Source organism: Enterococcus salsurae, assembly GCF_054784955.1.
This window is the reverse complement of sequence record NZ_BAAHWY010000003.1, coordinates 88,417-112,188: the sequence shown is the minus strand read 5'-3', so window position 1 is coordinate 112,188 and position 23,772 is coordinate 88,417. Positions and strand designations below refer to the sequence as shown.

The window sequence follows — 23,772 nt, the reverse complement described above, 5'->3', positions numbered from 1 at the left end:
ACACACTTCCTATTCTATAAAATGTTTGCTTTCAACCACCAACGCGATTCCTTTTTGATCAACCTCAACAATGATGACTTTTGTGCCAACGGGTAACACCATATTTTTGTTGCGGTCTTCCTCCCGATAGAGCCGAGCCGGATAGACCGAACGGGCTGTTTGGCTGCCGATTTCCATCACTTCACCCATAGACGGTCCAGCGATTTTTTCGGTCAATTCCCCAATCAGAAAGTCTGACTGACTGATGACGTTACTGTTGTTTTTGTCTGTTATGCGATTATAAAACCACATCAACGGTGCCAGTATGACACTGAATAGCAGAAAAACAACCAATAATCCGCCAATGATCAAAATCAGCCAACCCAAAAATTGAATGACTGTCGGAAATTGTGCGAGATATGTTTGAATCATCGAGAACCATTTTTCGGCCACTTTGCTCCCCGCCTTTCATTGTTACAAACTATCATAAGTCAACAAAAGAAAAGTTTCAAGACAAATTAAAAAAAAGCCCTCTTACTAATTTAAAGTAAGAGGACTGTTGAATGCTCACAATAATTCGGTTTTGGCTGTTTCTAAAGCAGTCAATGCACGATTGGCCAACGCTTCATAGCGAGATTTCTTATCCCGGATCCGCTCTGGTAATTCAGGCAGCAAACCAAAATTGGCATTCATAGGTTGGAAATGTTTGCCTTCTGCATGGGTGATATAGTAAGCCATGCTCCCGATCGCAGTTTCTTGCGGAAAGATGATCGGGTCTTCTTCTTTCGCTAATTTTGCTGCATTGATCCCAGCAATCAAACCACTGGCAGCACTCTCGACATACCCTTCGACCCCAGTCATTTGACCGGCAAAGAATAAGTCAGCCCTTTTTTTCGACTGATATGTTTGCTGCAGCAATTCAGGAGAATTCATAAAGCTGTTGCGGTGCATGACGCCAAAACGCACGAATTCAGCTTCTTCTAAACCGGGAATCATACGAAAAACGCGTTTTTGCTCGCCCCATTTTAAATGGGTTTGGAATCCGACGATATTATACAGTGAAGCTGCTGCGTTGTCTTGTCGCAACTGGATCACCGCATAAGGTCTTTTGCCCGTCTTTGGATCTTCTAGGCCGACTGGTTTCATTGGACCAAACAGCATCGTTTTAGGCCCACGACCAGCCATAACTTCGATCGGCATACAGCCTTCAAAGAATTTTTCTTTTTCAAATGCTTTTAACGGTGCCACTTCTGCTTCAAGCAACGCTTCCCGAAAAGCATAAAACTCTTCTTTGGTCATCGGACAATTCAAATAAGCAGCTTCGCCCTTATCATAACGTGATTTAAGGTAAACTTTGTCCATATTGATCGTTGATTTATCTACGATTGGTGCTGCCGCATCATAAAAGTAGAATCCCTCTGATCCGTTGAAGGCTTGGATTGCTTGTGACAATGGTTCCGAGGTTAGCGGTCCTGTGGCGATCACAGTGATACCCTCTGGGATCTCAGTGATTTCTTCTTCAAATACCGTTACTAATGGATGTTCTTTGACACGTTTGGTCACAAGGGCGGAGAAATCGTCACGATCGACTGCCAATGCGCCTCCTGCAGGGACTGCAGTTTCGTCCGCCGATGTGATGATCACAGAATTTAGACGACGCATCTCTTCTTTCAAGACGCCGACTGCATTGGTCAAATTATTGCCTCTCAACGAATTCGTACACACCAACTCAGCGAAATTATTGCTATGATGCGCTTCTGTTGTTTTTTTGGGACGCATTTCATATAGATTCACGGCTACGCCTGCTTCAGCAGCTTGCCAGGCAGCTTCACTTCCAGCCAGTCCGGCACCGATTACATTTATTTTTTTCATAGTCAGACTCCTTTTTTCCAGCTTGTGGTTAGATAGATGCCAATCACCAGGCAACAGGAACGGCCCATCCGACTGGGTCATCAGGGCGTTGGCACAAGATGATCCAGCAGAGTTGCCGTTGTGGTTGTCTTATTTTTGGACTTGCTCTTCGTAGTCGCCATTGATACAAACGACCTGTTTGCCGCCTTTGACTTTCTTTTCAACTAGGTAGTTGTCACATTTCGGACAATTGCGTCCGACAGGTTTATCCCAAGACGTAAAGTCGCATTCTGGATAACGGGTGCAACCATAGAATAAGCGATTTTTCTTTGATTTGCGCTCAACAACTTGTCCTTCGTGACAGACAGGACATTCGACACCGATTTCCTTGACGATTGGCTTGGTATTGCGGCAATCAGGAAAATTGCTACAGGCGTAAAATTTGCCATATCGGCCTAATTTGATGACCATCGGATGTCCGCATAGATCACAGTCAAAGCCAGCTGGTTCATCTTTGATTTGGATCTTTTCGATTTGTTCTTCAGCAGTAGTCAATTCTTTTTCGAAAGGACGATAAAATTGATCAACGACTTTGACCCATTCTTCTTTTCCAGCTTCTACGCTATCCAAGCTATTTTCCATTTCTGCTGTAAAATGGGTATCAACGATCTGCGGGAAAAACTCTTCGATCAACGAGTTGACGATTTCCCCCAATTCCGTTGGTTCAAAGCGTTTTTGCGCCAACTTCACATAATATCTGCGTTGGATCGTTTCAAGTGTAGGGGCATAAGTTGAAGGACGGCCTACACCATTTTCTTCCAGTGTTTTGATCAATGTCGCTTCACTGAAGCGGGCTGGCGGCTGTGTAAAGTGTTGTTTCGGTTCGATCGATACAGATTGGACAGTATCTCCCTCAACTAAGTCAGGCAAGATATTTTCTTTGTCTTCTTTGCCATCATCTCGGCCCTCAACATAGACTTGCATGAATCCTTTAAATTTGATCTTAGAGCCATTGGCGATAAAAATCGCGCCATTTTGGTCCAACGTCACTTTCATGGTATCCAAAATTGCCGGCGTCATTTGACTAGCGACGAAACGCGCCCAAATCAAACGATATAGTTTCATTTGATCCTTATCCAAGAATTTTTCGAGACTCTCTGGCGTCCGCAAGACACTGGATGGCCGAACCGCTTCATGGGCGTCTTGCGCCCCTTGGGCATTGGCACGTTTTTTGCCGCCATGGGCAGAAAATTGCGTTCCATACGTGCTTTCAATGAATGCAGCCGCTTCAGCTTTTGCGGAATCGGCGATCCGTGTCGAATCCGTACGCATATAGGTGATCAACCCAACGGTTCCTTGCTTGCCTAAGGTAATGCCTTCATACAATTGCTGCGCGACCATCATGGTTTTTCTGGTACGGAAATTCAGTTTACGGGCTGCTTCTTGTTGCAGACTACTCGTCGTGAATGGCGCTGCAGGATTGCGCTTGCGCTCTTTCTTTTCAACTTTTGTCACTTGGAAATCTTTGCTTGTTAACCGTTCTGTCACTTCTTTGATGCTTTCTGCATTCGGCAATTTTTTCTTTTTGCCGTCTAATCCCCAGAAGTTGGCTTTAAATTTTTTGGTTGCTTTCTTGAAGTTGCCATCGATACTCCAATATTCTTCCGGTACAAAATCGCGAATTTCTTTTTCACGATCGATAATGATTTTTAGGGCAACAGATTGCACCCGACCGGCACTCAAGCCTTTTTTGACTTTACGCCACAAAATCGGACTGAGAGAATAGCCGACTAGACGGTCTAAAATACGACGGGCTTGTTGGGCATCCACCAGATTCACATCAATGGTACGTGGTTCCTTGAAAGCTGCTTTGACTGCATCTTTGGTGATCTCATTGAAGACCACGCGATTTTGATCTTTCAAATCTAGGCCCAATAAGAAAGCCAAATGCCAAGCAATGGCTTCCCCTTCTCTATCCGGGTCACTTGCGAGATAAACCTTTTCAGCTTTTTTAGCTGCTGAGCGCAAGCCTTTGATCACATCGCCTTTGCCGCGTATTGAAATATAATGGGGTTCATAATCATTTTCTACATCGATCCCCATTTTGCTTTTTGGTAAATCTCGAATATGTCCTACACTCGCAACAACTTTATAATTTCGTCCGAGGTATTTTTCTATGGTTTTCGCCTTCGCTGGCGATTCCACAATGACTAAATATTTGTATGCCATATAAAGAATGGCTCCTTCCTGGATTTTTCCTACTATATATATACCTTCAATCAATGAATCTATCATATGTTTAACAAACATACAAATCGTAGCTTATCATAGCTTTCGAAAAAAGTTTTGTCAAGGAAGGTTGATTACAAACATGATAAATACGTTAACTCTTGCAAGATATCCACCGCGTCAATCGTACATTTGGCCCCATCTTGAATCAATTGATGGCAGCCTTTAGATTGTGGTGAAATGATTTCTCCCGGCACTGCAAAAACTTCTCGTCCATTTTCTAATGCCAATTGTGCCGTAATCAAAGAGCCGCTTTTTTCTTTGGCCTCAATGACACAAACGCCTTGCGCAATGCCAGCAATCAAGCGATTGCGCATCGGGAAATGAAACCGCTTTGGTGGGGTTCCCATGGGATATTCACTGATCACCAAATGTGCCTGACAGATTTCTTCATACACATGCCGTGACGATGCAGGGTAACAGATATCTACGCCTGTACCAACGACTGCGATGGTTTTGCCATGATTCCGCAAAGCAGACTCATGGGCGAAACTATCCACACCTTTCGCTAACCCGCTGAGGATCACATAATTTTCTGCGATTAACGGCGGAACCAATCTCTCGCATACTTTTCTGCCATACATAGAGGCCTCTCGCCCGCCGACCAGTGCGATACTTGGTCTTTGGAGCAAAGATACTTCCCCCTGATAGAACAAGAGCACAGGCGGATCTGCTATACGCCGGAGTAAATCTGGATACGTTGATGAAAAAAAAGTAATCAGCTGTTGTTCACCCAACATCTGACGAAGCGTTGATTCTGACATCTTTTGCCATCTCTGATGGATCTGCTCGGCTTTTTGAGGGGAAAAACCGATTTGTTGCAAGTCTGCCGACTGGATGATCGTATGGCGCTGGGCTAGCCAATATTTCACGATTCGCCAAAAGCTTTTTGCCCCAATCCCCGGACAGTAGTACAACCTGATTATCTGTTTTTCAAAAGTTGAACATTCATCGTAGTGCACAATAAAAAACCTCTTTTCTTTAGCATACTTAAAATAAGATTCGCTAAAAAAAGAGGTTTGTATGAAAATCATAGATACTGTTTGACTGGTGCAAATGTTTTGCGATGGATTGGACATATGCCGTGATCCTTCAATCCATCCAAATGGTTTTTTGTGCCATATCCCGCATTTTTATCAAATCCATAATAGGGATATGTTTGGTGATAGTCTACCATCAAATTGTCCCGGTAGACTTTTGCGATGATACTTGCAGCTGCAATACTAGTCGAACGGGCATCGCCTTTGATCAGACTTTGCTGTTCGATGGCCGTATCGATCGTCATGGCATCCACCAATAGATATTCAGGGGTCACAGCTAAGTCTTCTAAGGCGATTTTCATCGCTAATCGGCTCGCTTGATAAATATTCAAGCGATCGATTTCATCATTTGAGACAACGCCCATCCCTATGGCAATCGCATGGTTGTGGATCTCAACAAACAATGCATCGCGTTTTTTTTGAGATAGTTGCTTTGAATCGTTCAAACCCAAGATTTGACAGTCTTTGGGTAAAATCACTGCAGCGGCAACCACTGGACCTGCAAGCGGGCCCCGACCGACTTCATCAAGGCCTGCGATAAATCGGAGACCTTTTGCATAGGCTGCTTGTTCAAAGACAGACATCTCGTTGGACTTTGCGATCAGTTGCTGTTGTTTGATTTGCTGCTTTTCATATTGCGCAATCAGCGTTTTAACGCCGCTGCGGGTATCGTCGCGCAAAGCTGCTAGGTAAGCTGGATCATGAAATTGCGGATCAAATAAACGGGTTTTGATTTCCTTAATCGACTGTGTCATCTGCCTCATCTAACTCCTCTAAACGATCTAAAGTATACCGCCCAAGCTTTCCTTGGCGTATATCAAAGACAACGAGTTCAGCACCGCGATCATAGTTGTCTTTGTGCCCTCTTTTTTGGGTGATTTTCATCAAAAGTTCTGGCGCCAACAATGCTGCTTCTTCCGGTGTCAAATTGTAGCGAAGAGCAATCTTATCTGGATAATAACGGGCAAAAAAATCGAGTCCATACAAAGCGATATCATCTAAATGGATCAATTGATCTTTGATTGCACCCGTCAATGCCAACCGTTTGCCAATTTCAGGATCTTCAAATTTCGGCCATAAGATCCCTGGAGTATCCAATAATTCGACCTCATTGCCAAAGCGCAACCACTGCTGTCCTTTCGTGACACCAGGTTTATTTCCTGTTTGGGCGATTTTCTTGCCAACAAGACGGTTCATCAAGGTTGATTTACCTACATTCGGAATACCGATCACCATGGCTCGGATTGCGCGAGGCTTTAACCCTCTTGCTTTGTCGCGGGCGATTTTTTCTTGCAAGACTTCTTTGGCTGCAGGCACGATGCCTTTGATCCCTTGGTTATCTTGCGCATTGATTGCCAATGCAACATACCCTTGCTTTTTAAAATAGGCAACCCAATGTTTGGTTTGCTGCGGATCAGCCAAATCGGCTTTGTTGATCAAAATCAACCGCGGTTTTTGTTGTAATAATTGATCCAGCATCGGATTGCGTGATGAAATAGGTAACCTTGCATCAACCAATTCGAAGACGATATCAACAAATTTTAGTTTTTCACTGACTTCACGTCTGGCTTTTGCCATATGACCCGGAAACCATTGAATCGTCATGGTATATCCTCCTTCTCTTTCAGGCACATCAGCCAAAACGCAAGAACTTTTATCTTGCAGATGTGCGTTGTGCTGAGATCGCTATCAGCTTACGCCGATATTCTCTTGTCCGTTGATATTATACGGGTTTCAAGGGCATTCGTCTATAACAGAATCATGATTCACCAATATTCTTTCATCATTAGATCAACAAGTTGACCGGTGAATAGATAGTGATTTAGCCCTTTCATTGACAGATGTGTCCTATTGTTTTTTTGAATGACCAACCATACGCTCGCGATCCTTTCTTAAGAAAAAGCAAAGATTGGCAGAATTTGACGAAAGCCTCCTAACCAAAACATCGTTTTGATTAGGAGGCTTTCCAACAGATAAAACAATCAAATGAAGCGAATATGTGAGAAAGGATAATAGACAAAGCGCGCGTTGCCCAAAATGGCATCTCCAGAAATCGGCCCAAAGGAGCGGCTGTCTTTTGACGCTCGGCGATTGTCGCCAATCACAAAATAGCTGTCTTTTCCGAGTTTTTCTACACCCAACAGAGATTCTAAATCAAAATCATTCGTGTAAGACGCTGTTTCGTGATCATTGTTGCGGTTTTTTGCTAAGAAAGGCTCTTCAACAGGTTCGTCATTGATGTACAACTGATCGGCTTCATACTTCACAGAATCACCTGGCATACCGATCACACGTTTGATATAGGTTGACCCATCTGGCATTTGAAAGACAACCACATCGAAGCGACGAATCGGCGAAATCTTCTCAATGATCACCATATCTCCTTGTTGTAATGTGCCTTCCATCGAGTTGCCTGAAACTGGGACAGGAATCAACAAAAACGCACGAATCAAAAAAGCAGTTGCAAATGCGATCAAGGCATATTTGAACAGCAGCCAAAAACGATCACGCCACTGATGTTCAGTTGTCATTGCAGTTTCCTCCCTTTTTCAAATCAATCTTCAGCCAACAAGGACAACGCTTTGAGATATACCGGATCCTCAGCTTTGATTTTTTCTGTTACAGCCTGTTCGATTGCTTGCGCCGTTTCCGCATCGACTTCGCCACTTTCAGTAAGCGACATTTTCTTTTGAAAAGCGGTCACAGCCGCTGCTGTCTGATCATTAAAGGTATCGCCCTCTGTATCATATCCTAACGCCGCTAAGAATTGATTGAGGTTGCTGACCGCATCCGAACTTTGTCCGGCTTTTAACGCATTGTCTCGGGGCAGTGGCGCTAGGTAAGCATAAGCCGGATAATCTGCCTCATAATCAGGCATGACGCCCTGATCATTGACCCATTCTTCATTGGGCGTCAACCATTTCATGATCGTCATTTTCAACTCGCTGTTATCGCCTAAATCTTTGATATTTTGCACGGTTCCTTTGCCAAAGGTTTCTGTGCCTACGATCGGAATCCCAGCCGATTCTTGCAACGCCGCTGCAAAAATCTCAGAAGCCGAGGCACTACCGCCATCTACTAGCGCAACGACTGGTTCAGTGACTTTGAATCCTCCATCCAATGTTTCGCTGGCTTTGGTCTCGCTGATCACTCCTGCGTTACTGGCAAATTTAACGATCGTTTGGCCGTCTGTCAAAAACATACTTGCCATGATCTGAACCTGATCCAATAATCCACCTGGATTTTGCCGCACGTCCAAGACAAATGAGGTGGCACCTTCACTTCTTAGCGCAGTGATCACTTCTTTTAATTCCCCTGCTGTTTCCTCGCCAAATGATGTGATCTCAATTTTGCCGATCGCTGCATTTTCTGCCGCAATCTCACCATGGACCGTTTCTATCGGAATCGTATCTCTCGTAAGCGTCACATCGAAGGTTTCTTTCTCTCTTTGCAAGGTCAAAGTCACTTTGGATCCTTTTTCTCCGCGAATCTTTGCGACTACTTCAGACAAGGTTTGGCCTTGGGTATCTTCTCCGTCTACCTTTAAAATGCGATCCCCCATGCGTAAGCCGCTCTTTTCGGCAGGTGTATTTTTGATTGGTGCTTGGGCAATCTCAGGATACTCATCAACCAATGACAAAGTGGCCCCGATTCCTTCAAAACTTCCAGATAAAGACTGATCTAATTCATCTGCAGCAGACTCGCTCAAATACGTCGTATAAGGGTCATCCAGTGCGTCTGTCATGCCCTGAAGTGCCCCTTCGATCAAGGCATCTTCATCGACTTCTTGGTAATAATTGCCTTTGATCTGTTCAAAAAGTTGTTCTATTTTCGCGATCCCGCTCTCTTCTGTCTGTGTTTCTTCCACAACTGTTGCAGCGGACTGTTGTTCAGCCTGTTGCCAGATATAGACACCACCGCCAGCTAAAATCGCCACACTGGCAAGCGAAATAAAATAGCGGCTCGTTGAGATTCCTTTCATCTTGTTGCCTCCTTTGTTTAGCGATTGTTTTCCGTATAATCAGCCCATATCCGATCGAAGATATCCATTGAAGGCAAATAGTCCACACTGAGTTCCAAATAGGAAGAGATTTCTTCATAATCATCGGTATGTTTAGGAAACTGAATATCATGACTGGCATGGGTAGCAAAAATCTGTGCTTCATCCGTATGACTTGGCCCCTTGACCGCCATTAAGTAACTATAGAAGCTCTTACGCATGGGCTTCGTCCCAGTGATCTGCTAAAAATGCTGCACGGCGGGCATGATTGCGGGCAAAATTATCAGGATTCTTTTTGTAGTAGTCTTGATGTTCATCTTCAGCCAAATAAAAAGGCTGCGCTGGCTCGATTGCCGTGACGATTGGCTCAGTGAATCTGCCACTCGCTTGCAGTGCGGCTTTACTTGCCAATGCCGTTTGCTGCTGTTCGTCATTGAAATAAAAAATCACCGGACGATAATTATCTCCTCGATCCTCAAATTGCCCAAAGGCATCAGTAGGATCTGTTTGCTGCCAATAAATCGTCAATAAATCATCAAAACTGATTTTTTCTGGATCAAAGATGATTTCCACGGCTTCTGTATGGCCAGTTTGATGACTCTTGACTTCTTGATACGTGGGATTTTTGGTGTGGCCTGCTGTATAACCCGAAAAAATCGACTCGATTCCATCTAATTCATCAAAAGGTTGGATCATACACCAAAAACAACCACCTGCAAATATCGCTCTTTCCATTATTCATCCTCCGATTCAGCTGGTAGATAAAGACTCATTTGAATCTCATCATCCACCAGATTGATTTTATTGGCTTTGATAAATAAGCCATTTTGCATTCTAAATTGGTCTAAGCGAATCAGAATGACTTGCTCATCCGCATTGACCTCTATCCATTCCGGAAATTTAAAACTGCGTTTGATCATTTTCAAGACTTCGCTCGTTGGCAGATCTAATGTACCGATCGACAAACTTTTCGCTTTTAATTGGACATTGCCTTCTTCAGTCACATAAGGGTCAAAGTATAAATAAAATGTGATCGGAAAACCCAATACTTGAAACTCACCAGTCAGCAAGGCTTCATTCCGCAATTCAAAATCATACGTGACATCCTGTCCTTTTTGGAAGTCTGACAGGTAAAAATCAATCAATTGATTGACCTGACTTTTATTGCTGTTGACCGTCAGTACTGGGCTGCCTTCCCGCTGCACCAATTCAGTGCTTTCGTTCAGACCACTTTCCCTTTGTTGAAAAATTCTTGAGGCAAAAAAGACGGTCGTCCCTATTAATAGTCCTGCTAGGACCAGAAAAGCAATTTTCCAGTAATTGATTGTTTTATCTTGCTTAACGAGTGTTTTGGGTTCCGGCTTCTTTTCATTGGGTTTCATTTTGATTCCTCCTGTACCAGCCATTTGTCTTGTGTTTTGATCAATTCATCTCTAACTGCATTGGCCATCAATTGATACCCTAGATTATTTGGGTGGAACCGATCGCCTTCATATAAGACATTGTTGGTGATATTATTGGTGATCGTTTCTTGGCTATCGCTGGAAGAAGTACTGTCCGTTGTACCAGCAGAAGCGGACGTTTCTGCATCCGCAGAGGAACTGCTGGTGGTTGTGCTTTCGGCCTCGTCCTCTTCCGTATCCGCGATACCGACTTCGTCGCTTAAACCTTTATATAATAGATCATTGATTGGAATAAAATATGCATTCGTTTGTTGTTGGATAAAGCTGTTCGTTTGTGCATTCCAATTATCGATGATCGTTTGCATATCAGTGATTTCAGGAAAGTTTAAATAAAACGGATTGTAAATCCCCAGCACATAGATGGGGGCATCCTCATTCAAAGAACGAATTTGACTGAATAGATCAGTCATTCTTTCCGTATAATCGGCCATTGGTTCGGTAAAAGAATCAATACTTAAACCGAAAAACTTAGACTGGATGACTTTTAACACGTCATTCCCCCCTACTGTCAAGGTGATCAAATCAGCGTCAGCCAAATCCCCCCGCAAATCTTCATCGTTCTTGACCCGTTTTAATATTTGATCGCTGCGTTCACCGGCAACACCATAATTGTGTGTGACTAAATTCGTTAACCCATAGCGATCTTGCAGATCACCGGCTACGATTGGTACAAATCCGCCGCGAGCGGTCTCATCACCGACCCCTTCAGTCAACGAATCGCCTAATGCCACGTATTCTATCGTATCTTTGGCCGCATCATTTGCAGCAAGCTGACCGCTAGGAGACAATAAAGGCGCAGCTTTTGGAATCAAAAAATGAAAGAAGAAACCAGTTGCACAGGCAATCAATCCCACTGTCATCAAATATATACCTAGTTTTTTCCATTTCAACATTTGCCAAACCCCTTACTTGTAATCTTTGCTATTTTAACAAAATTCTCATCAAATGCCTAGCAGTATTCTTTTTATTCGGCAGACTATAAACGAAACATAAGAATAAAAAAAAACGATTCGTGTGTCAACGAATCGTTTCTAGGTCCAATACCTTTTATTCTGTGCTGTAAGTAATGGCAAAAGCCCCTTTACCCGTATGCGTAGCAATGATTGGGGTCGTATGCAGCAGAGGAATATCTAAATCAGGAAACGCTTCTTGCAGTTCTCGTTTGAATCGCTCAGTGATCTCTAAGCCATCCGCATGGGAGATACCAATCTTCGTGACTTTCGGTAAATGCTGCAATTCGTTTTTTAACTCTTCGAACCATTTGTTGAAGGTTTTTGCCCCTCGTCCTTTGATGATAGGAATCAATTCTGAATGGTCGAAATCCATGATGACTTTCATATTCAACAGACTTGACAATAATCCTTTTGCTCGACTGATGCGGCCACCTTTGACCAAGTTTTCTAATGTTGATACGCCAATAAATAGTTTGGTATTATTCCGTACCCGTTCAACTTCCGGCAGCACCTCAGCCAAGGTTTTGCCTGCTTGCGCAAGTTCAGCAGCCCGAATCACCTGAAATGCTAAGGCCTGATCGGTGGTGTCACTATCAATGACCGTCACATTTGCTTTAGACAATTGGCTCGCTTGACGGGCCGCTTCAACAGTACCGCTTAACCCTTTCGTCATATGGATCGCCAATACCTCACTGCCATCTTTCCCAAGTTCATCAAACAATTCTACAAAATGACCAATCGGTGGTTGGCTGGTTTTAGGTAATTCTTTGGCTTGACTCATCATCTGCATGAATTTCTCGCCTGGTAACGTTTCATCATCTGGATAAACGACACCATCGATCATGACAGAAAGCGGTACAACATGGATCGCCAATTCGTCGCGAACAGTTGGCGTCATGGTACAAGAAGAATCGGTCACAATTTTAAGTTTTGCCATCATATATTCACTCTTTCTTCAATTCAAGTCTTTTTTCGTGGTAAAATAACCATAGACCATTTATACTTAGTATAACAGAGAGAAAAATTTTTTTCATCTAATTTTGATTTAGAGGGACGGTGTCATATGCAGCACATGAAATTTAGTCGTAAATATTTGATTCTCAACGAAGTATTGAACGCCGTGACCCACGGCATTGGCTTTGGCTTGAGTGTAGCAGGATTGGTGATTCTGCTAGTCAAAGGTGCCCGCTTAGGTTCGCCGATCCATCTTGTTTCTTACGCAATCTATGGTTCAATGATGATCTTGCTTTTTTTGTTTTCTACACTCTTTCACAGTCTAATGTTCACTCGTGCAAAAAAAGTCTTCCAAGTGTTTGATCATGCGTCGATTTTTCTATTGATCGCCGGCAGTTATACGCCTTTTTGTCTACTCAGTATCCATGGATGGTTAGGCTGGTCACTGTTCATTTTGATCTGGTTGTTGGCCATTAGCGGCATCGTCTATAAATCGTTGACTTTGCACAAGAAAGAAACAGTGTCGAAAGTTTCTACGATGATTTATATTGTCATGGGTTGGCTATGTGTGATCGCCTTCAAACCCTTGATTGAAAACCTAGGTTTTTGGGGCACTTTTTTACTCGCCAGCGGCGGGGTTTCTTATACAGTAGGTGCGCTATTTTATAGTTTGAAGAATGTGCGGTTCATGCATGTGGTTTGGCATTTATTCGTGATGTTAGGTGCTGGATTGATGTTCTTCTCCGTCTTATTCTTTACTTGATGATACAGATACAAAAAGAGCCGAAGATTTCTCAACGTGCAGAAATCTTCGGCTCTTTTTATTTTTTCTGATAAAATTCAAATCGATGTCGATATTTATTGCGGTCATCGACAATGCCTGGAATCGTTTTGGTCAATTGCCATTTTTCCCAATCGATAGCTGGGAAAAAAACATCGCCTGTAAAACGTTCATCGATCACTGTTCGATACAATTGATCACAGTCGTCGATCATCGTCTTGAAGACACCCGCTCCACCAGTCAGAAATACCGGGTGATCTTGTGCGTTGGCATAAGCCAAAACCTCTTCTCGATCATGCATCACCAAGACACCTTCTGCCTGATAGGAAGGATCCTTTGTCAAAACGATGGTTGTCCGTTGCGGCAATGGTCGTCGATCCATCCCTTCAAAGGTTTTTCGACCCATAATAATGGTGTTATGAATAGTCTGTTCCTTGAAAAATTTCAAATCATTGGGTAAATGCCACGGCAACGTGCCATTTTCACCAATCAATCCTTGGTTGTCTTGTGCCCATAGTGCGATCAACATCTGTGATTACCTTCTTTCATCATATAGTGATTGCGTGATTGCTGCCGCTATTTGCAACCTTTCCGTCAATTGTCTTGCCGGGTCATCTGACATCCCATCATGGTTACGAGAAGCATAGCATAACCCATCACATGCCTGATAGGTCAATTTGCCTCCATTTGCCAATACAATGCGCGGCCACTCTCCATCATTTAACCTGCCCCGATTATCTTTTAAAAAAATATCAATCAATGACGTTGCGAATATTGCACTGCCTGCAGTGATATCCACATGATCGATTTGGAAAAGCTTTTCAGCCACTTGATTGACCAATGATTCGGTCACACGCCAAGCATAAGGATGACTATCAAATGCGTCTGGCGTTCTGCCCAAGATACAGTAGGTATCTTTCTCTACAGGCAGACGACTCATGTGCGAGAGCTCATCTGGAAAATAGTCATACCACGTAAGCAACCGGTCAAAATCACAAAGCTGAAAGGATGACAAATTTGGACATTCAGCCTTCGCTGCAGTTACAGCTCTTCTTCTTGCGTCACCCGCACCTTTGGCTGCAATCATCAATGTTTTACACCTGTCGTCAGCTTGCAGCATGCGAACAAGTTCGTCATTTGTTGAGTCAGATATTGTAAAGAAGACCCCTGCGAATTGTATACTCAAAAAATCAAGCAGCGACATCACAAGTGTTTCATCGAAAGCTTCCCGCCCCCGATAATGGACCGTAGCAATCATTCCACGGCTTGATTGCTTCATGTTGCAGCACCTCCGCTCTTTTTGACACACGGCCGATCCCTATGCTAAACAGCAATCGGTGCTTTGATCGCAGGATGGGGATCATAGCCTTCCAATGTGATATCAGACATCTCGAAATCAAAGATTGAACGTTTTTCGGGATTCAACACCAATTTCGGTGCTGGGCGAACATCTCTTTTCAACTGTTCTGTCATTTGTTCGAAATGATTGCTGTATAGATGAGCATCTCCCAGTGTATGCACGAACTCGCCGACACCTAGACCCGTTTCGTGGGCAATCAAATGGGTCAATAAAGCATAACTGGCAATATTGAATGGTACCCCCAGGAATACATCTGCGCTACGTTGATAGAGTTGACAGCTTAACCGACCATCATGGACATAAAATTGAAACATCGTATGACACGGCGGCAAAGCCATCGACGGTACATCTTCTGGATTCCACGCTGAGACGATCAAGCGTCTAGAATCAGGTGTTTTTTTGATCATCTCAATGACTTCTTGGATCTGATCGATAAAGCCCCCTTTGGCTTTTTCCCAATGACGCCATTGATAGCCGTACACGTGACCGAGGTCACCATGCTTTTGGGCAAAATCGTCATCTGACAAAATACGGTCGCAAAATGCTTGTAGTTCCTGTTGATAGACAGTATTGAAGGCTGCATCCACCAACGATCGGCGACCAAAGTCAGTCATATCCGGGCCAGTGTAATCTGGGCTTTTAACATATCTTTCAAAAGCCCATTCATCCCAAATATGATTTTTGTGGGCCAATAAAAAGCGGATATTGGTATCCCCTTTTAAAAACCACAACAATTCGCTCTTGATCAAGCCGAAGGGGACCCGCTTGGTGGTCAATAAAGGGAAGCCTTCTGATAAATCGAAGCGCATCTGATAGCCAAAGATACTGCGGGTTCCTGTCCCCGTTCGATCCCCTTTATCATTGCCTTCGGTCAAAATTTTCTTTCCTAGATCTAAATATGCTTGTTCCATAAGAAACTCCTTTCGTTAGACAAATTCACTTAAATATTCCCAACGATCCATTTTTTCGGATAATTGTGCTTGCACATCAGCAATTTCTTGCTGCAATTGCTGCAGTTTGGTGAAATCTGCCCCTTGGTGGTTCATCTCTTCAGTCAAGGCTTCTTCTTTCGCCTCTAAATCAGCAATATCGTCTTCGATCGTTGCCCACTCCTTTTTTTCCATGTAACTGAGTTTCTTTTTCTGCTCAGGTACCTGCGTGGGAACTTCCTCTACTGACACTGATTCTTGCTGTTGAAGCGAACCCAGCGCTTCTTTCTCAGCACCTTTGTTTGATTGGTTCGCCAAATAATCATTGATTGACCCATAATACGATTCAATCACACTATGTCCTTCAAAAATCAATAATTTTGTTGCGACTTTGTCCAGAAAGTAACGGTCATGAGACACAGTGATAACAGCGCCTGGGAAAGATTCAAGATAACTTTCTAATACAGTTAACGTATCAATGTCTAAGTCATTGGTCGGTTCGTCCAACAATAAGACATTCGGTTGTCCTATCAATAGTTTCAACAAAAAGAGCCGCCGCTTCTCGCCACCAGACAGTTTACCAATCTTAGTCCCATGCATCGAACGGGGGAACAAAAATTGTTCAAGCATTTCTGCAACACTCACTTGACTGCCATCTGCTTTTTGTACTTCTTCAGCCGCTTCTTGCAAATAGGCGATCATGCGCTGCTCAGGGTCCATTGCTTCATTGGTTTGTGTATAATAAGCCAGTTTTACTGTACTGCCGATCACCCTCTGGCCTGCATCAAGATCGATCCGCCCTGCCAAAATGTTAAGCAACGTGGATTTTCCTGCGCCATTTTCTCCGGTAATGCCTAACCGCTCTCTTGATTGGATCAAAAGATCGAAATGCTGCAGCAATTGCAACGCCTCAATGGCATAAGATGCATCCTTCAATTCCAACACCTGTTTGCCTAAGCGCGCAGCAGCCACATCAATGGCTACCTCCCCATTTCGTTTGACCTGGTTCAGATTGTCCTTTAAATCATCAAAACGATCGATCCTGGCTTGCTGCTTGGTACTGCGCGCTTTAGCACCTGTCCGGATCCATGCCAATTCATGCTTATACAATTGCTTGCGTTTGTCCTCTTGGGTTTCTTCGACCCGTTCTCTTTCAGCTCGGGCATGAAGGTACGTCTCATAATTTCCTTGGTATTCGTGAATCTTGCCAAAAGACAACTCAAAGATACGATTGACCACTCGATCCAAGAAATAACGATCATGGGTCACCATCATCAACGCGCCGCGGTATTGCTTCAAATATCCTTCTAACCACTGAATCGCATCGTAATCTAGATGGTTGGTCGGTTCATCTAACAACAATAGATCGGGGGCGTCGATCAACACCTGCGCCAACGATACACGCTTCTTTTGGCCACCAGAAAGCTGACTAACTTGTTGCGCTAAATCGCTGATACCTAGTTTTTGCAAAATGATCTTAGCTGTCGTATCTGTTTGCCACGCATCGGCCTTGTTCATGGCTTCCTCAGCAGCTTGATATTGTTTCAAAACGGCGGCATCGCCCCCATTGTTTTCTAATGCCAATAAAGATTTCTCATAGTTGCGCACGGTACGGATCAAAGGACTGGTTCCTTGAAAAAGCGCATCAACCACACTTAGCTCTTCAGCCAGTTGATTGTCTTGCGACAAAAATCCAATGCGGTAATCTTGCGCTGCAAAAACGGACTGCCCGTCGCCATCACCGCGGTCTATGCCGGCAATGATTCTCAGCAAACTGGATTTGCCCGTTCCATTGACGCCTATCAGCCCAATGCGGTCTTTTTCATGTATCAGAAAAGATAACTGATCAAACAACGTTTTTTCTCCGTACGTTTTTCTCAAGTCACTTACTTTCAATTCTTTCACAGCAAACCCTCCTGCTTTTTTCTTCGCTCATTGTACCATATTCTGACTGTTCTTTCTTGTCGATTTTCTGATAATCATCACTTCAGAAGCCTTGCGTTTCAACCAAATGAAAATGCCCCAACTTCAACCTTTGTTTGAAGGCTGAAGTTGAGGCGTTTTGTGCCCTACACGATCAATGCCGAAACATCTGCTGCTTCGGTTGTTCCTCTGCTCTAGACATTGCATAGGATTCCAAAAGATTGACGTTCCTGCGATATTCATTGGCAGATAAAGTTGAAATCTTTTCACTGACTTCATATTCGTCGATTGTCTTGCGTTCCAAATAGTAGCCCCACAAAATTTTCTTGACGAAGATTGGATCTTGTTCGATCATGATCGTTTCGATGAAATTACTATGTTCAAAACGCTTGATACTCATCTCTCTTTGACGAATGAAGAAATTGATCAATGAAGAATCATACACATCTTCTAAGTTACTCAAACTATGAAAAATATAATCGCTATTTTTCAGATAAATTTTTTGCACTTCAGAAATATCTCGTTGTTTCAAGCTAGCTTTAAATTGCTGCTGACGCTGAATGAATAACCGCGGATGGAAAATGATCCGCAAAAAGCGTTGAATAAAGAATAACCAGAAACTGAAGAAGGAAAGAATTTGTTTGGCAAGAGAATGCTGCTGCTGAGATATGAATCTTGAATAAAAACGATACCCATTCAAACTCACTTGTCCATTCCGATAAGCTTCATCTAAACCATCTTGTTCTATAGACAAGATCAATCCTTGAATTTCTTGGATTTCTTGTTTTTCTGAATCGGTTAAGCTATTGCGATATAATTCCCAACGCCGATTTTCATAGGCATTGATGACGGCATCTATTGCTAAGCGGCCTTTATCAGATAGCTCTTTTTTCTCTTCGATCTCTAATTGTTCAATCACATCTTCCAAGATCAGCAAATGATTAAAGTCCACACTTTCAGACGCTTCACCATCTGCCAAATACGGCAATACCATGACACTGATCACCAATGTCAGTAAAATCACACAAGCCGTCAAAAACAACAATAAGCTGCGTTCTTCAAATCTTGCGCCATTTACCATGACCGGCAAAATGAATATTGCTGCCAAACTGACAGTTCCTTTGACGCCACCAAAGGTCAACAACGCCGTTTCTCTTAGCGAAACGGCTTTTTTTGATTGCAAAAAGAGATAATACACCAGCAAGAAGGCAAAACGAACAATAAAAATCATCGCCGTCACTACCAGCACCGTCACCACCAAATGCCAGTTGGCATAGCTTTTGCTTTCCCATATTGGTGAAAAAACTTGTGACAATTCAATTCCTAAAAACAAAAAGACCAGTGCGTTCAAGGTAAACACGATGGTTGACCATGTACTCCCAGAAATATTGGCTAATTCAGCGTCAAATAAGGAGATGCGCCGCTTTCGTTGGGCTTGGGCCACACCAGCCACCACAGCTGCAATGATCCCAGAAACCCCCACCATTTCCGCTAGCAAATAGGCAGCGAAAGGCAAAAGCAATTCGATCAATAAGTAGACGGTTACATCTTGCGCTGATATTTTTTCAATAAAGCGCAGGATTTTTCGCTTGAGCCAAACCACCAAGTATCCGACCAATCCGCCGCCAATACTAGCAAACAATAATTGGAATCCAGCATTAGCGACTGAGAAAGTCCCCGTGGTCAAGGCTAAGATCGCAAACTGCAAGGCTGTGACACCTGATGCGTCGTTTAAGAGGCCTTCACCTTCTAAAATATGCATGATATGTTTTGAGATTTTTAAGCGTTTTGCTAAAGAAGACACTGCAACTGCATCTGTTGGCCCTAAAGCAGCCCCAAAAGCAAAACAAGCGGCTAAAGGAATGGTTGGCATCAACCAATGAAGGGTTCCACCTATAGCAAATAGTGTCAGGAGGACACCACCAAAGGCGAGAAATAAAATGATTTTGCTATTCTTGAGGATTTCAGGGACATCTGCCCGCTCTCCTTCTCGAAATAAAAGCGGCCCAATGATCATGACCAAGAACATTTCAGGTTCAAAAGCGATTTCTTGTCCCATTTCAGTCAGACCTAAAAGAATGCCTAAGATGATTTGAATAAAAAAGATAGGTACCGATGGCAAGATTTTACTTGCCACGTTAGAGAGGGTAACGAGGATGGCGATGATAATGACTAGTTCAATAAATTCCATCCATTACCCTCTTTTCTTTCGAATCGCCAATAACAATTCAAGAAAGTCTTCTTTTCTGAGCAAGATTTTATCATTAAGAAGATTTAGCTCTTTTTCGTTATTCTCGATCTCACATTGGACTCTTCGAGACTCCAAGCGATATAAATCGTGCTTCATTCGTTCAAATTTTCGAAACAGCAAGGGATTTTTCCGTTGCAGATAATCTCGCATTTCTTTCTTTTCAGCTGGCGTGAATTGACTTAATTGCCGCATTAATTCTTGTTTGCTTAAACATTCTTTATTCATAGTTCCCCGTTTACTCCTTCGATTCCAACTCTAGTTGATAGACATGAATGATTGAATTTATCTCTTAACCGCTAGTATTCTATGCCAATCATTCCAAAATAGCAAGTCTTTCTCACTAAATGAATGATTTATCTTTGATTTCTTAAAAGAATCAAAAAAAAACCGCAGGCATCACCTGCGATTATCTGTGTTACACGATTTATTTCATATAAAGATCATAATACGCATCCATGATTTCTTTCGCGATTTTCACATTTGGATGACTAGTCGTACCTGATTTCAATTGAGGCATTACGATGGCGATAGCTATATCGGCATCATCACTAGGGCCATAGGCAACAATATTTAAATTGACCAAACTGATGGTTTTACCGTTACTATCAACGATTGGTGTTTCAGCCGTCCCTGTTTTTGCTGAAACATCCATTTTCGCAGAAGCCAACCCTGTTGCAGTCGCCCATGCATCGGTTCCGTGAACAGCCTCATAAAACCCTTGTTGGATAAGATCCATTTGTGCATCGCTGATGCCCACTTCATTTAACACCGTTGGCTCGATAGCAGATTTCAAGGTTCCTAAGTCCCCTGTTTCATCATTGCCGTAAACCCCCGATACGATATGCGGTTGCAATCGTTGTCCACCATTCGCCACAGTTGCTGCGTATTGCGCTAGTTGCAACGTCGTATAGGTATCAAACTGACCAAACGCCAAATCGAGGATTTTCCCACCATCACTGACTGTATCCATGTTTTCGACCGAGGTGCTGATCCCAGTTGCTTCGCCTGGCAAGTCGATCCCTGTTTCGGTTCCCATACCAAAGGAAGCAAAGGCCGTCCGTAATTTATTATAGGCATCCCCTTGACGGTCAACCGTTGGAATCGAGATACCAGATTGATATTCGATCCCCATCAAACGTAAAGCAACTTGCATCATATACGAGTTGGAAGACACTTCTAATGCTTGTACAGCAGATAGATTCCGATTGTTGGTACCGCTAGGGTTGAAAATGGAGGCTTTGACATCAGAGCCGATGCGGATCGGTTGGTCATAGAGGACCTCATTGCCACTCAACACACCATTCTCCCAACCTGCCGCCAATGTACCGCCTTTGACGACTGATCCTGGTACAAAGGCATTGATAAACGTGCCAATGGCATTTTCTTGCAAGTCATTTGATTGGGTTTCATGTTGATACCCTGACATCGCCAAGACACCACCGGTTTTAGGGTTCAATGCCACAGCATATACCCCTGGTGAATACTCTGCCGCGCCTGAATCGATCAAATCTTGGAAATTATCTTGTAAAATCTGATCGACTTCTTTTTGGAAGGCTGCATCTAGTGTTAATACAAGATTGTCCCCTTTGGCACCGGCATACGTTTCTTTTTGACTCTCAATATTGTTGTTATTGTCTAGTGTGATCTCAGAGATTGATTTGGTCCCTTGCAATACTTCTTCATATTGCTGTTCCAAGTAACTACGCCCGACGCGATCGTTTCTAGCATAGCCTTTCGCAAGGAATTCATCTAAACTTTCTTCAGGAATCCCTTGTTCTTCACTGGTCACTGTGCCGATCAAGCTGGCCAACGAACTGCCTTCAACGATCTTCCGCGTCCAGTCTGTCCCTGTAGATATCCCTGGCAGATCAACCATATTCTCTGCCACGATCGCCAATTCTTCATCCGATACATCGGCTGTTTTGATAAAGACAGTACTCAAAGATTGGGCACTGTTCATGCGCTTGAAAATAGTCGCTGTTTCTAATTCAGCGTCTGAAAAATCGATCTCTTCCTCTGTCACCTTGGCAACAGTCGCTGTATATTGTTCAGAAGTCGATAGTTCTTTTTCATCATCAGACAAACGGTCAGTTGCTGCTTCCAAATTGTCTTCATTGGCTAACCAGAAGTCTTTCAGATCTCTTTCTGACAAATTCTTGTCAACTGGCACCTCGATCAATTCACTTAATTTTTGCGCCGTATCAAGCAGATCTTGGGCGGTCATTTTGTTTCCACGGGTAAATGTGATCGCCGCATTGGCCTGATTTTCTACTAAGGCTTTTCCAGAAGCATCATAGATCATCCCTCTAGGCGAACTTCCTTTGACTTCAACTACAGAAGAAGCCTTTAATTGCTTTTCGATGTTTTCGCCATTCACGATCTGCAAATAACCCAATTGAACGATCAATGCCACGAATAATGCAAAAATAATAAAAAATAGAAAGTTCAATCGAAATGGTACATGAGATTTACGATACGACTTGGCCTTTGGTTCTTCTGGCCCTTTCCGTATGCTATAGACTACTTTATCTCTTAAATTCTTCATCTCATCTATCCTTCCAATCTATAGTGACTACCGTCCTATTTTACCAAAAAATTCCTTAGGAAACCGAAAAAAAATCAAATATCCCCAAATCCTTAGAAAAAACTATAAGAATTCGTTCTCATCTAGCAGAATGTTTCACAGTTTCGCAACCATTTGCTTTTGTCCTCATCAAACAATCATGATTTTAAGCTTTCTTGAATCTTTTCAAAACTACTACGCGTGAAACAAGAATGTGAATTTTATGATTGTGGAAAACTAGTCTTCATCAAAAAAAGCCAAAACGACGGAGCAAGAAGATATTCTTCTTTCGTCGTTTTGGCTTGATTATTTTTGGGGATGAAAAAGATTCAATAGCCTGCGCTTTCCTCTACGTTCTCATCATAGGTTCCTTCATCTAAATCACTTGAGGAATCATCATATAACTGATAATCTGAATACCCATCTGTATATTCATCCCCTTGCGAAAGGACGTCATTTGTCGGCAAGCCCAATTGCGCTTTCAACAAGTTCTGCATGTTCAACAGTTGATTGACACCCAATAACTGATAATATACGCCGTTCATCATTTGGCCTTCACCTTGCAGTTGCTCTTGATGAATGGTATTGAAGGCAGGTATATAGTTCGTTCCAATATCTAGCATGTCATCCCAAGTCAAATCAGTCTTCGAATTTTTTTCGACAGCTTTTAAGATTTTTTGATAATTGCTGACACCATCAAAACTCATAACTTTTTTAACGATTTTTTCAACGACTTCTCGCTGCCTTTTCTGCCGGCCAATATCCCCTTCAGGATCTTGTTTACGCATTCGAGCATACGCGAGCCCCGTCTTGCCATCCAAGGTAATCGTACCTTTAGGCACATGAACCCCTTCTAAGGTAAAGTCGATCTCATTGGTGACTTCAATGCCACCAACTGCATCGATCAAATCACGCATGCCTTGCATATTGATCGTTACATAATGATCGATTGGAATATCCAATAAATTTTCTACCGAATCCATCGACATTCCCTCACCGCCGAAGGCATACGCATGGTTTAATTTGTCTAATGTTCCATACCCAACGATTTGGGTGTAAATATCTCGATCCAGACTAACGATCGTTGATTCTTTCTTTTCTGGATTGACCGTCACCACCATCATACTATCTGATCGGCCTTGCTCGGTCCTACCTAACGCCCCAGTATCAATACCAAGCAAAAGAATCGAAAACGGCTCGCGATCCTCAATACTCACTGCTTCTTCTCTCTTCGTTGTCGTACGATCCACTGACTGGGAGATTTGATCAAAGGTTTTGCTCGTATCCTCATAGACCCGCATCCCATAAATCGTCATGCCGACAACACCCAGCACTAACACACCTAAAATCCCTAAAATCACTTTTTGATAAATCCGCATCTTACACCCCGCTATAACACTTCGTACTGCATTCTTTTGATTTTTGTATAAAAAACA

22 protein-coding genes are annotated in these 23,772 nt (G+C 43.0%); 1 reads left to right on the top strand and 21 read right to left on the bottom strand.

The genetic code is table 11. From position 1 onward, the window contains the following. Positions 1 to 9 precede the first annotated feature (9 nt). The 13 genes from ACYVRS_RS08740 to ACYVRS_RS08680 all read right to left on the bottom strand — a co-directional run bounded on the left by ACYVRS_RS08740 (position 10) and on the right by ACYVRS_RS08680 (position 12,512). Positions 10 to 411, bottom strand: coding sequence for an NfeD family protein (locus ACYVRS_RS08740; protein ID WP_312498032.1), 402 nt, complete (start codon positions 409 to 411; stop codon positions 10 to 12). Positions 412 to 546: 135 nt separating this feature from the next. Next, the gene (gene trmFO / locus ACYVRS_RS08735; RefSeq protein ID WP_054116573.1) at positions 547 to 1,851 is read right to left on the bottom strand and encodes an FADH(2)-oxidizing methylenetetrahydrofolate--tRNA-(uracil(54)-C(5))-methyltransferase TrmFO; all 1,305 of its coding nucleotides are present in this window, start codon (positions 1,849 to 1,851) and stop codon (positions 547 to 549) included. Between the two features lie 129 nt (positions 1,852 to 1,980). Beyond that, on the bottom strand, positions 1,981 to 4,059 hold the full coding sequence (gene topA, locus ACYVRS_RS08730) for a type I DNA topoisomerase (RefSeq protein ID WP_461203162.1): 2,079 nt from the start codon (positions 4,057 to 4,059) through the stop codon (positions 1,981 to 1,983). Between the two features lie 134 nt (positions 4,060 to 4,193). Next, on the bottom strand, positions 4,194 to 5,081 hold the full coding sequence (dprA, locus tag ACYVRS_RS08725) for a DNA-processing protein DprA (RefSeq protein ID WP_461198360.1): 888 nt from the start codon (positions 5,079 to 5,081) through the stop codon (positions 4,194 to 4,196). Positions 5,082 to 5,149: 68 nt separating this feature from the next. Next, on the bottom strand, positions 5,150 to 5,914 hold the full coding sequence (gene rnhB, locus ACYVRS_RS08720; protein WP_313538824.1) for a ribonuclease HII: 765 nt from the start codon (positions 5,912 to 5,914) through the stop codon (positions 5,150 to 5,152). Next, on the bottom strand, positions 5,898 to 6,764 hold the full coding sequence (gene ylqF, locus ACYVRS_RS08715; protein ID WP_054116569.1) for a ribosome biogenesis GTPase YlqF: 867 nt from the start codon (positions 6,762 to 6,764) through the stop codon (positions 5,898 to 5,900). The genes rnhB and ylqF overlap by 17 nt, the downstream gene beginning before the upstream one ends. A gap of 377 nt (positions 6,765 to 7,141) precedes the next feature. Further along, complete coding sequence (lepB, locus tag ACYVRS_RS08710; protein ID WP_312498021.1) at positions 7,142 to 7,690, bottom strand: signal peptidase I; 549 nt, start codon at positions 7,688 to 7,690, stop codon at positions 7,142 to 7,144. Between the two features lie 23 nt (positions 7,691 to 7,713). Beyond that, the gene (locus tag ACYVRS_RS08705) at positions 7,714 to 9,141 is read right to left on the bottom strand and encodes a S41 family peptidase (RefSeq protein WP_461203161.1); all 1,428 of its coding nucleotides are present in this window, start codon (positions 9,139 to 9,141) and stop codon (positions 7,714 to 7,716) included. 17 nt (positions 9,142 to 9,158) lie between these two features. Continuing rightward, entirely contained in the window at positions 9,159 to 9,380 is a 222-nt protein-coding gene (locus tag ACYVRS_RS08700) for a YozE family protein (protein ID WP_054116566.1), read from the bottom strand. Further along, a complete protein-coding gene (msrA, locus tag ACYVRS_RS08695; RefSeq protein ID WP_461203160.1) occupies positions 9,373 to 9,894 on the bottom strand; it encodes a peptide-methionine (S)-S-oxide reductase MsrA in 522 nt (173 codons plus the stop codon). Before msrA ends, ACYVRS_RS08700 begins: the two co-directional genes overlap by 8 nt. After that, positions 9,894 to 10,541 carry a YpmS family protein gene (locus ACYVRS_RS08690; RefSeq protein WP_312498019.1) on the bottom strand — a complete coding sequence of 216 codons (648 nt, stop codon included), beginning with the start codon at positions 10,539 to 10,541 and terminating at the stop codon, positions 9,894 to 9,896. Before ACYVRS_RS08690 ends, msrA begins: the two co-directional genes overlap by 1 nt. After that, on the bottom strand, positions 10,538 to 11,482 hold the full coding sequence (locus tag ACYVRS_RS08685) for an SGNH/GDSL hydrolase family protein (RefSeq protein ID WP_461203290.1): 945 nt from the start codon (positions 11,480 to 11,482) through the stop codon (positions 10,538 to 10,540). Before ACYVRS_RS08685 ends, ACYVRS_RS08690 begins: the two co-directional genes overlap by 4 nt. A gap of 187 nt (positions 11,483 to 11,669) precedes the next feature. Beyond that, positions 11,670 to 12,512 (bottom strand): DegV family protein, encoded by an 843-nt coding sequence (locus ACYVRS_RS08680; protein WP_054116835.1) that lies wholly within the window; start codon positions 12,510 to 12,512, stop codon positions 11,670 to 11,672. Between the two features lie 126 nt (positions 12,513 to 12,638). Here ACYVRS_RS08680 and trhA point away from each other — a divergent pair, with 126 nt between their 5' ends. After that, positions 12,639 to 13,292, top strand: a complete 654-nt coding sequence (gene trhA, locus ACYVRS_RS08675; protein WP_312498018.1) for a PAQR family membrane homeostasis protein TrhA — start codon at positions 12,639 to 12,641, stop codon at positions 13,290 to 13,292. A gap of 58 nt (positions 13,293 to 13,350) precedes the next feature. On the opposite strand, the gene ACYVRS_RS08670 is transcribed toward trhA, so the two are convergent. The 8 genes from ACYVRS_RS08670 to ACYVRS_RS08635 all read right to left on the bottom strand — a co-directional run bounded on the left by ACYVRS_RS08670 (position 13,351) and on the right by ACYVRS_RS08635 (position 23,715). Further along, positions 13,351 to 13,839 (bottom strand): dihydrofolate reductase, encoded by a 489-nt coding sequence (locus tag ACYVRS_RS08670; protein ID WP_054116562.1) that lies wholly within the window; start codon positions 13,837 to 13,839, stop codon positions 13,351 to 13,353. A 6-nt stretch (positions 13,840 to 13,845) separates the two neighbouring features. Next, positions 13,846 to 14,589 (bottom strand): hypothetical protein, encoded by a 744-nt coding sequence (locus ACYVRS_RS08665; RefSeq protein WP_461203159.1) that lies wholly within the window; start codon positions 14,587 to 14,589, stop codon positions 13,846 to 13,848. Positions 14,590 to 14,633: 44 nt separating this feature from the next. Next, positions 14,634 to 15,581, bottom strand: a complete 948-nt coding sequence (locus ACYVRS_RS08660; protein WP_312498016.1) for a thymidylate synthase — start codon at positions 15,579 to 15,581, stop codon at positions 14,634 to 14,636. 15 nt (positions 15,582 to 15,596) lie between these two features. Next, a complete protein-coding gene (locus tag ACYVRS_RS08655; protein WP_461203158.1) occupies positions 15,597 to 17,504 on the bottom strand; it encodes an ABC-F family ATP-binding cassette domain-containing protein in 1,908 nt (635 codons plus the stop codon). A 172-nt stretch (positions 17,505 to 17,676) separates the two neighbouring features. After that, a complete protein-coding gene (locus ACYVRS_RS08650; RefSeq protein WP_313539827.1) occupies positions 17,677 to 19,713 on the bottom strand; it encodes a cation:proton antiporter in 2,037 nt (678 codons plus the stop codon). 3 nt (positions 19,714 to 19,716) lie between these two features. Continuing rightward, positions 19,717 to 19,998 (bottom strand): hypothetical protein, encoded by a 282-nt coding sequence (locus ACYVRS_RS08645; protein WP_054116557.1) that lies wholly within the window; start codon positions 19,996 to 19,998, stop codon positions 19,717 to 19,719. 199 nt (positions 19,999 to 20,197) lie between these two features. After that, the gene (locus tag ACYVRS_RS08640; RefSeq protein WP_312498014.1) at positions 20,198 to 22,318 is read right to left on the bottom strand and encodes a peptidoglycan D,D-transpeptidase FtsI family protein; all 2,121 of its coding nucleotides are present in this window, start codon (positions 22,316 to 22,318) and stop codon (positions 20,198 to 20,200) included. A gap of 347 nt (positions 22,319 to 22,665) precedes the next feature. Continuing rightward, positions 22,666 to 23,715, bottom strand: a complete 1,050-nt coding sequence (locus tag ACYVRS_RS08635; protein ID WP_313539830.1) for an LCP family glycopolymer transferase — start codon at positions 23,713 to 23,715, stop codon at positions 22,666 to 22,668. Positions 23,716 to 23,772 lie beyond the last annotated feature (57 nt).

Coding starts and splice junctions, on each gene's coding strand:
- ACYVRS_RS08740 (WP_312498032.1), bottom strand. CDS start 411: ATGATTCAAACATATCTCGCACAATTTCCGACAGTCATTCAATTTTTG.
- trmFO (WP_054116573.1), bottom strand. CDS start 1,851: ATGAAAAAAATAAATGTAATCGGTGCCGGACTGGCTGGAAGTGAAGCT.
- topA (WP_461203162.1), bottom strand. CDS start 4,059: ATGGCATACAAATATTTAGTCATTGTGGAATCGCCAGCGAAGGCGAAA.
- rnhB (WP_313538824.1), bottom strand. CDS start 5,914: ATGACACAGTCGATTAAGGAAATCAAAACCCGTTTATTTGATCCGCAA.
- ylqF (WP_054116569.1), bottom strand. CDS start 6,764: ATGACGATTCAATGGTTTCCGGGTCATATGGCAAAAGCCAGACGTGAA.
- lepB (WP_312498021.1), bottom strand. CDS start 7,690: ATGACAACTGAACATCAGTGGCGTGATCGTTTTTGGCTGCTGTTCAAA.
- ACYVRS_RS08705 (WP_461203161.1), bottom strand. CDS start 9,141: ATGAAAGGAATCTCAACGAGCCGCTATTTTATTTCGCTTGCCAGTGTG.
- ACYVRS_RS08700 (WP_054116566.1), bottom strand. CDS start 9,380: ATGCGTAAGAGCTTCTATAGTTACTTAATGGCGGTCAAGGGGCCAAGT.
- msrA (WP_461203160.1), bottom strand. CDS start 9,894: ATGGAAAGAGCGATATTTGCAGGTGGTTGTTTTTGGTGTATGATCCAA.
- ACYVRS_RS08690 (WP_312498019.1), bottom strand. CDS start 10,541: ATGAAACCCAATGAAAAGAAGCCGGAACCCAAAACACTCGTTAAGCAA.
- ACYVRS_RS08685 (WP_461203290.1), bottom strand. CDS start 11,482: ATGACAGTGGGATTGATTGCCTGTGCAACTGGTTTCTTCTTTCATTTT.
- ACYVRS_RS08680 (WP_054116835.1), bottom strand. CDS start 12,512: ATGGCAAAACTTAAAATTGTGACCGATTCTTCTTGTACCATGACGCCA.
- trhA (WP_312498018.1), top strand. CDS start 12,639: ATGCAGCACATGAAATTTAGTCGTAAATATTTGATTCTCAACGAAGTA.
- ACYVRS_RS08670 (WP_054116562.1), bottom strand. CDS start 13,839: ATGTTGATCGCACTATGGGCACAAGACAACCAAGGATTGATTGGTGAA.
- ACYVRS_RS08665 (WP_461203159.1), bottom strand. CDS start 14,589: ATGAAGCAATCAAGCCGTGGAATGATTGCTACGGTCCATTATCGGGGG.
- ACYVRS_RS08660 (WP_312498016.1), bottom strand. CDS start 15,581: ATGGAACAAGCATATTTAGATCTAGGAAAGAAAATTTTGACCGAAGGC.
- ACYVRS_RS08650 (WP_313539827.1), bottom strand. CDS start 19,713: ATGGAATTTATTGAACTAGTCATTATCATCGCCATCCTCGTTACCCTC.
- ACYVRS_RS08645 (WP_054116557.1), bottom strand. CDS start 19,998: ATGAATAAAGAATGTTTAAGCAAACAAGAATTAATGCGGCAATTAAGT.
- ACYVRS_RS08640 (WP_312498014.1), bottom strand. CDS start 22,318: ATGAAGAATTTAAGAGATAAAGTAGTCTATAGCATACGGAAAGGGCCA.
- ACYVRS_RS08635 (WP_313539830.1), bottom strand. CDS start 23,715: ATGCGGATTTATCAAAAAGTGATTTTAGGGATTTTAGGTGTGTTAGTG.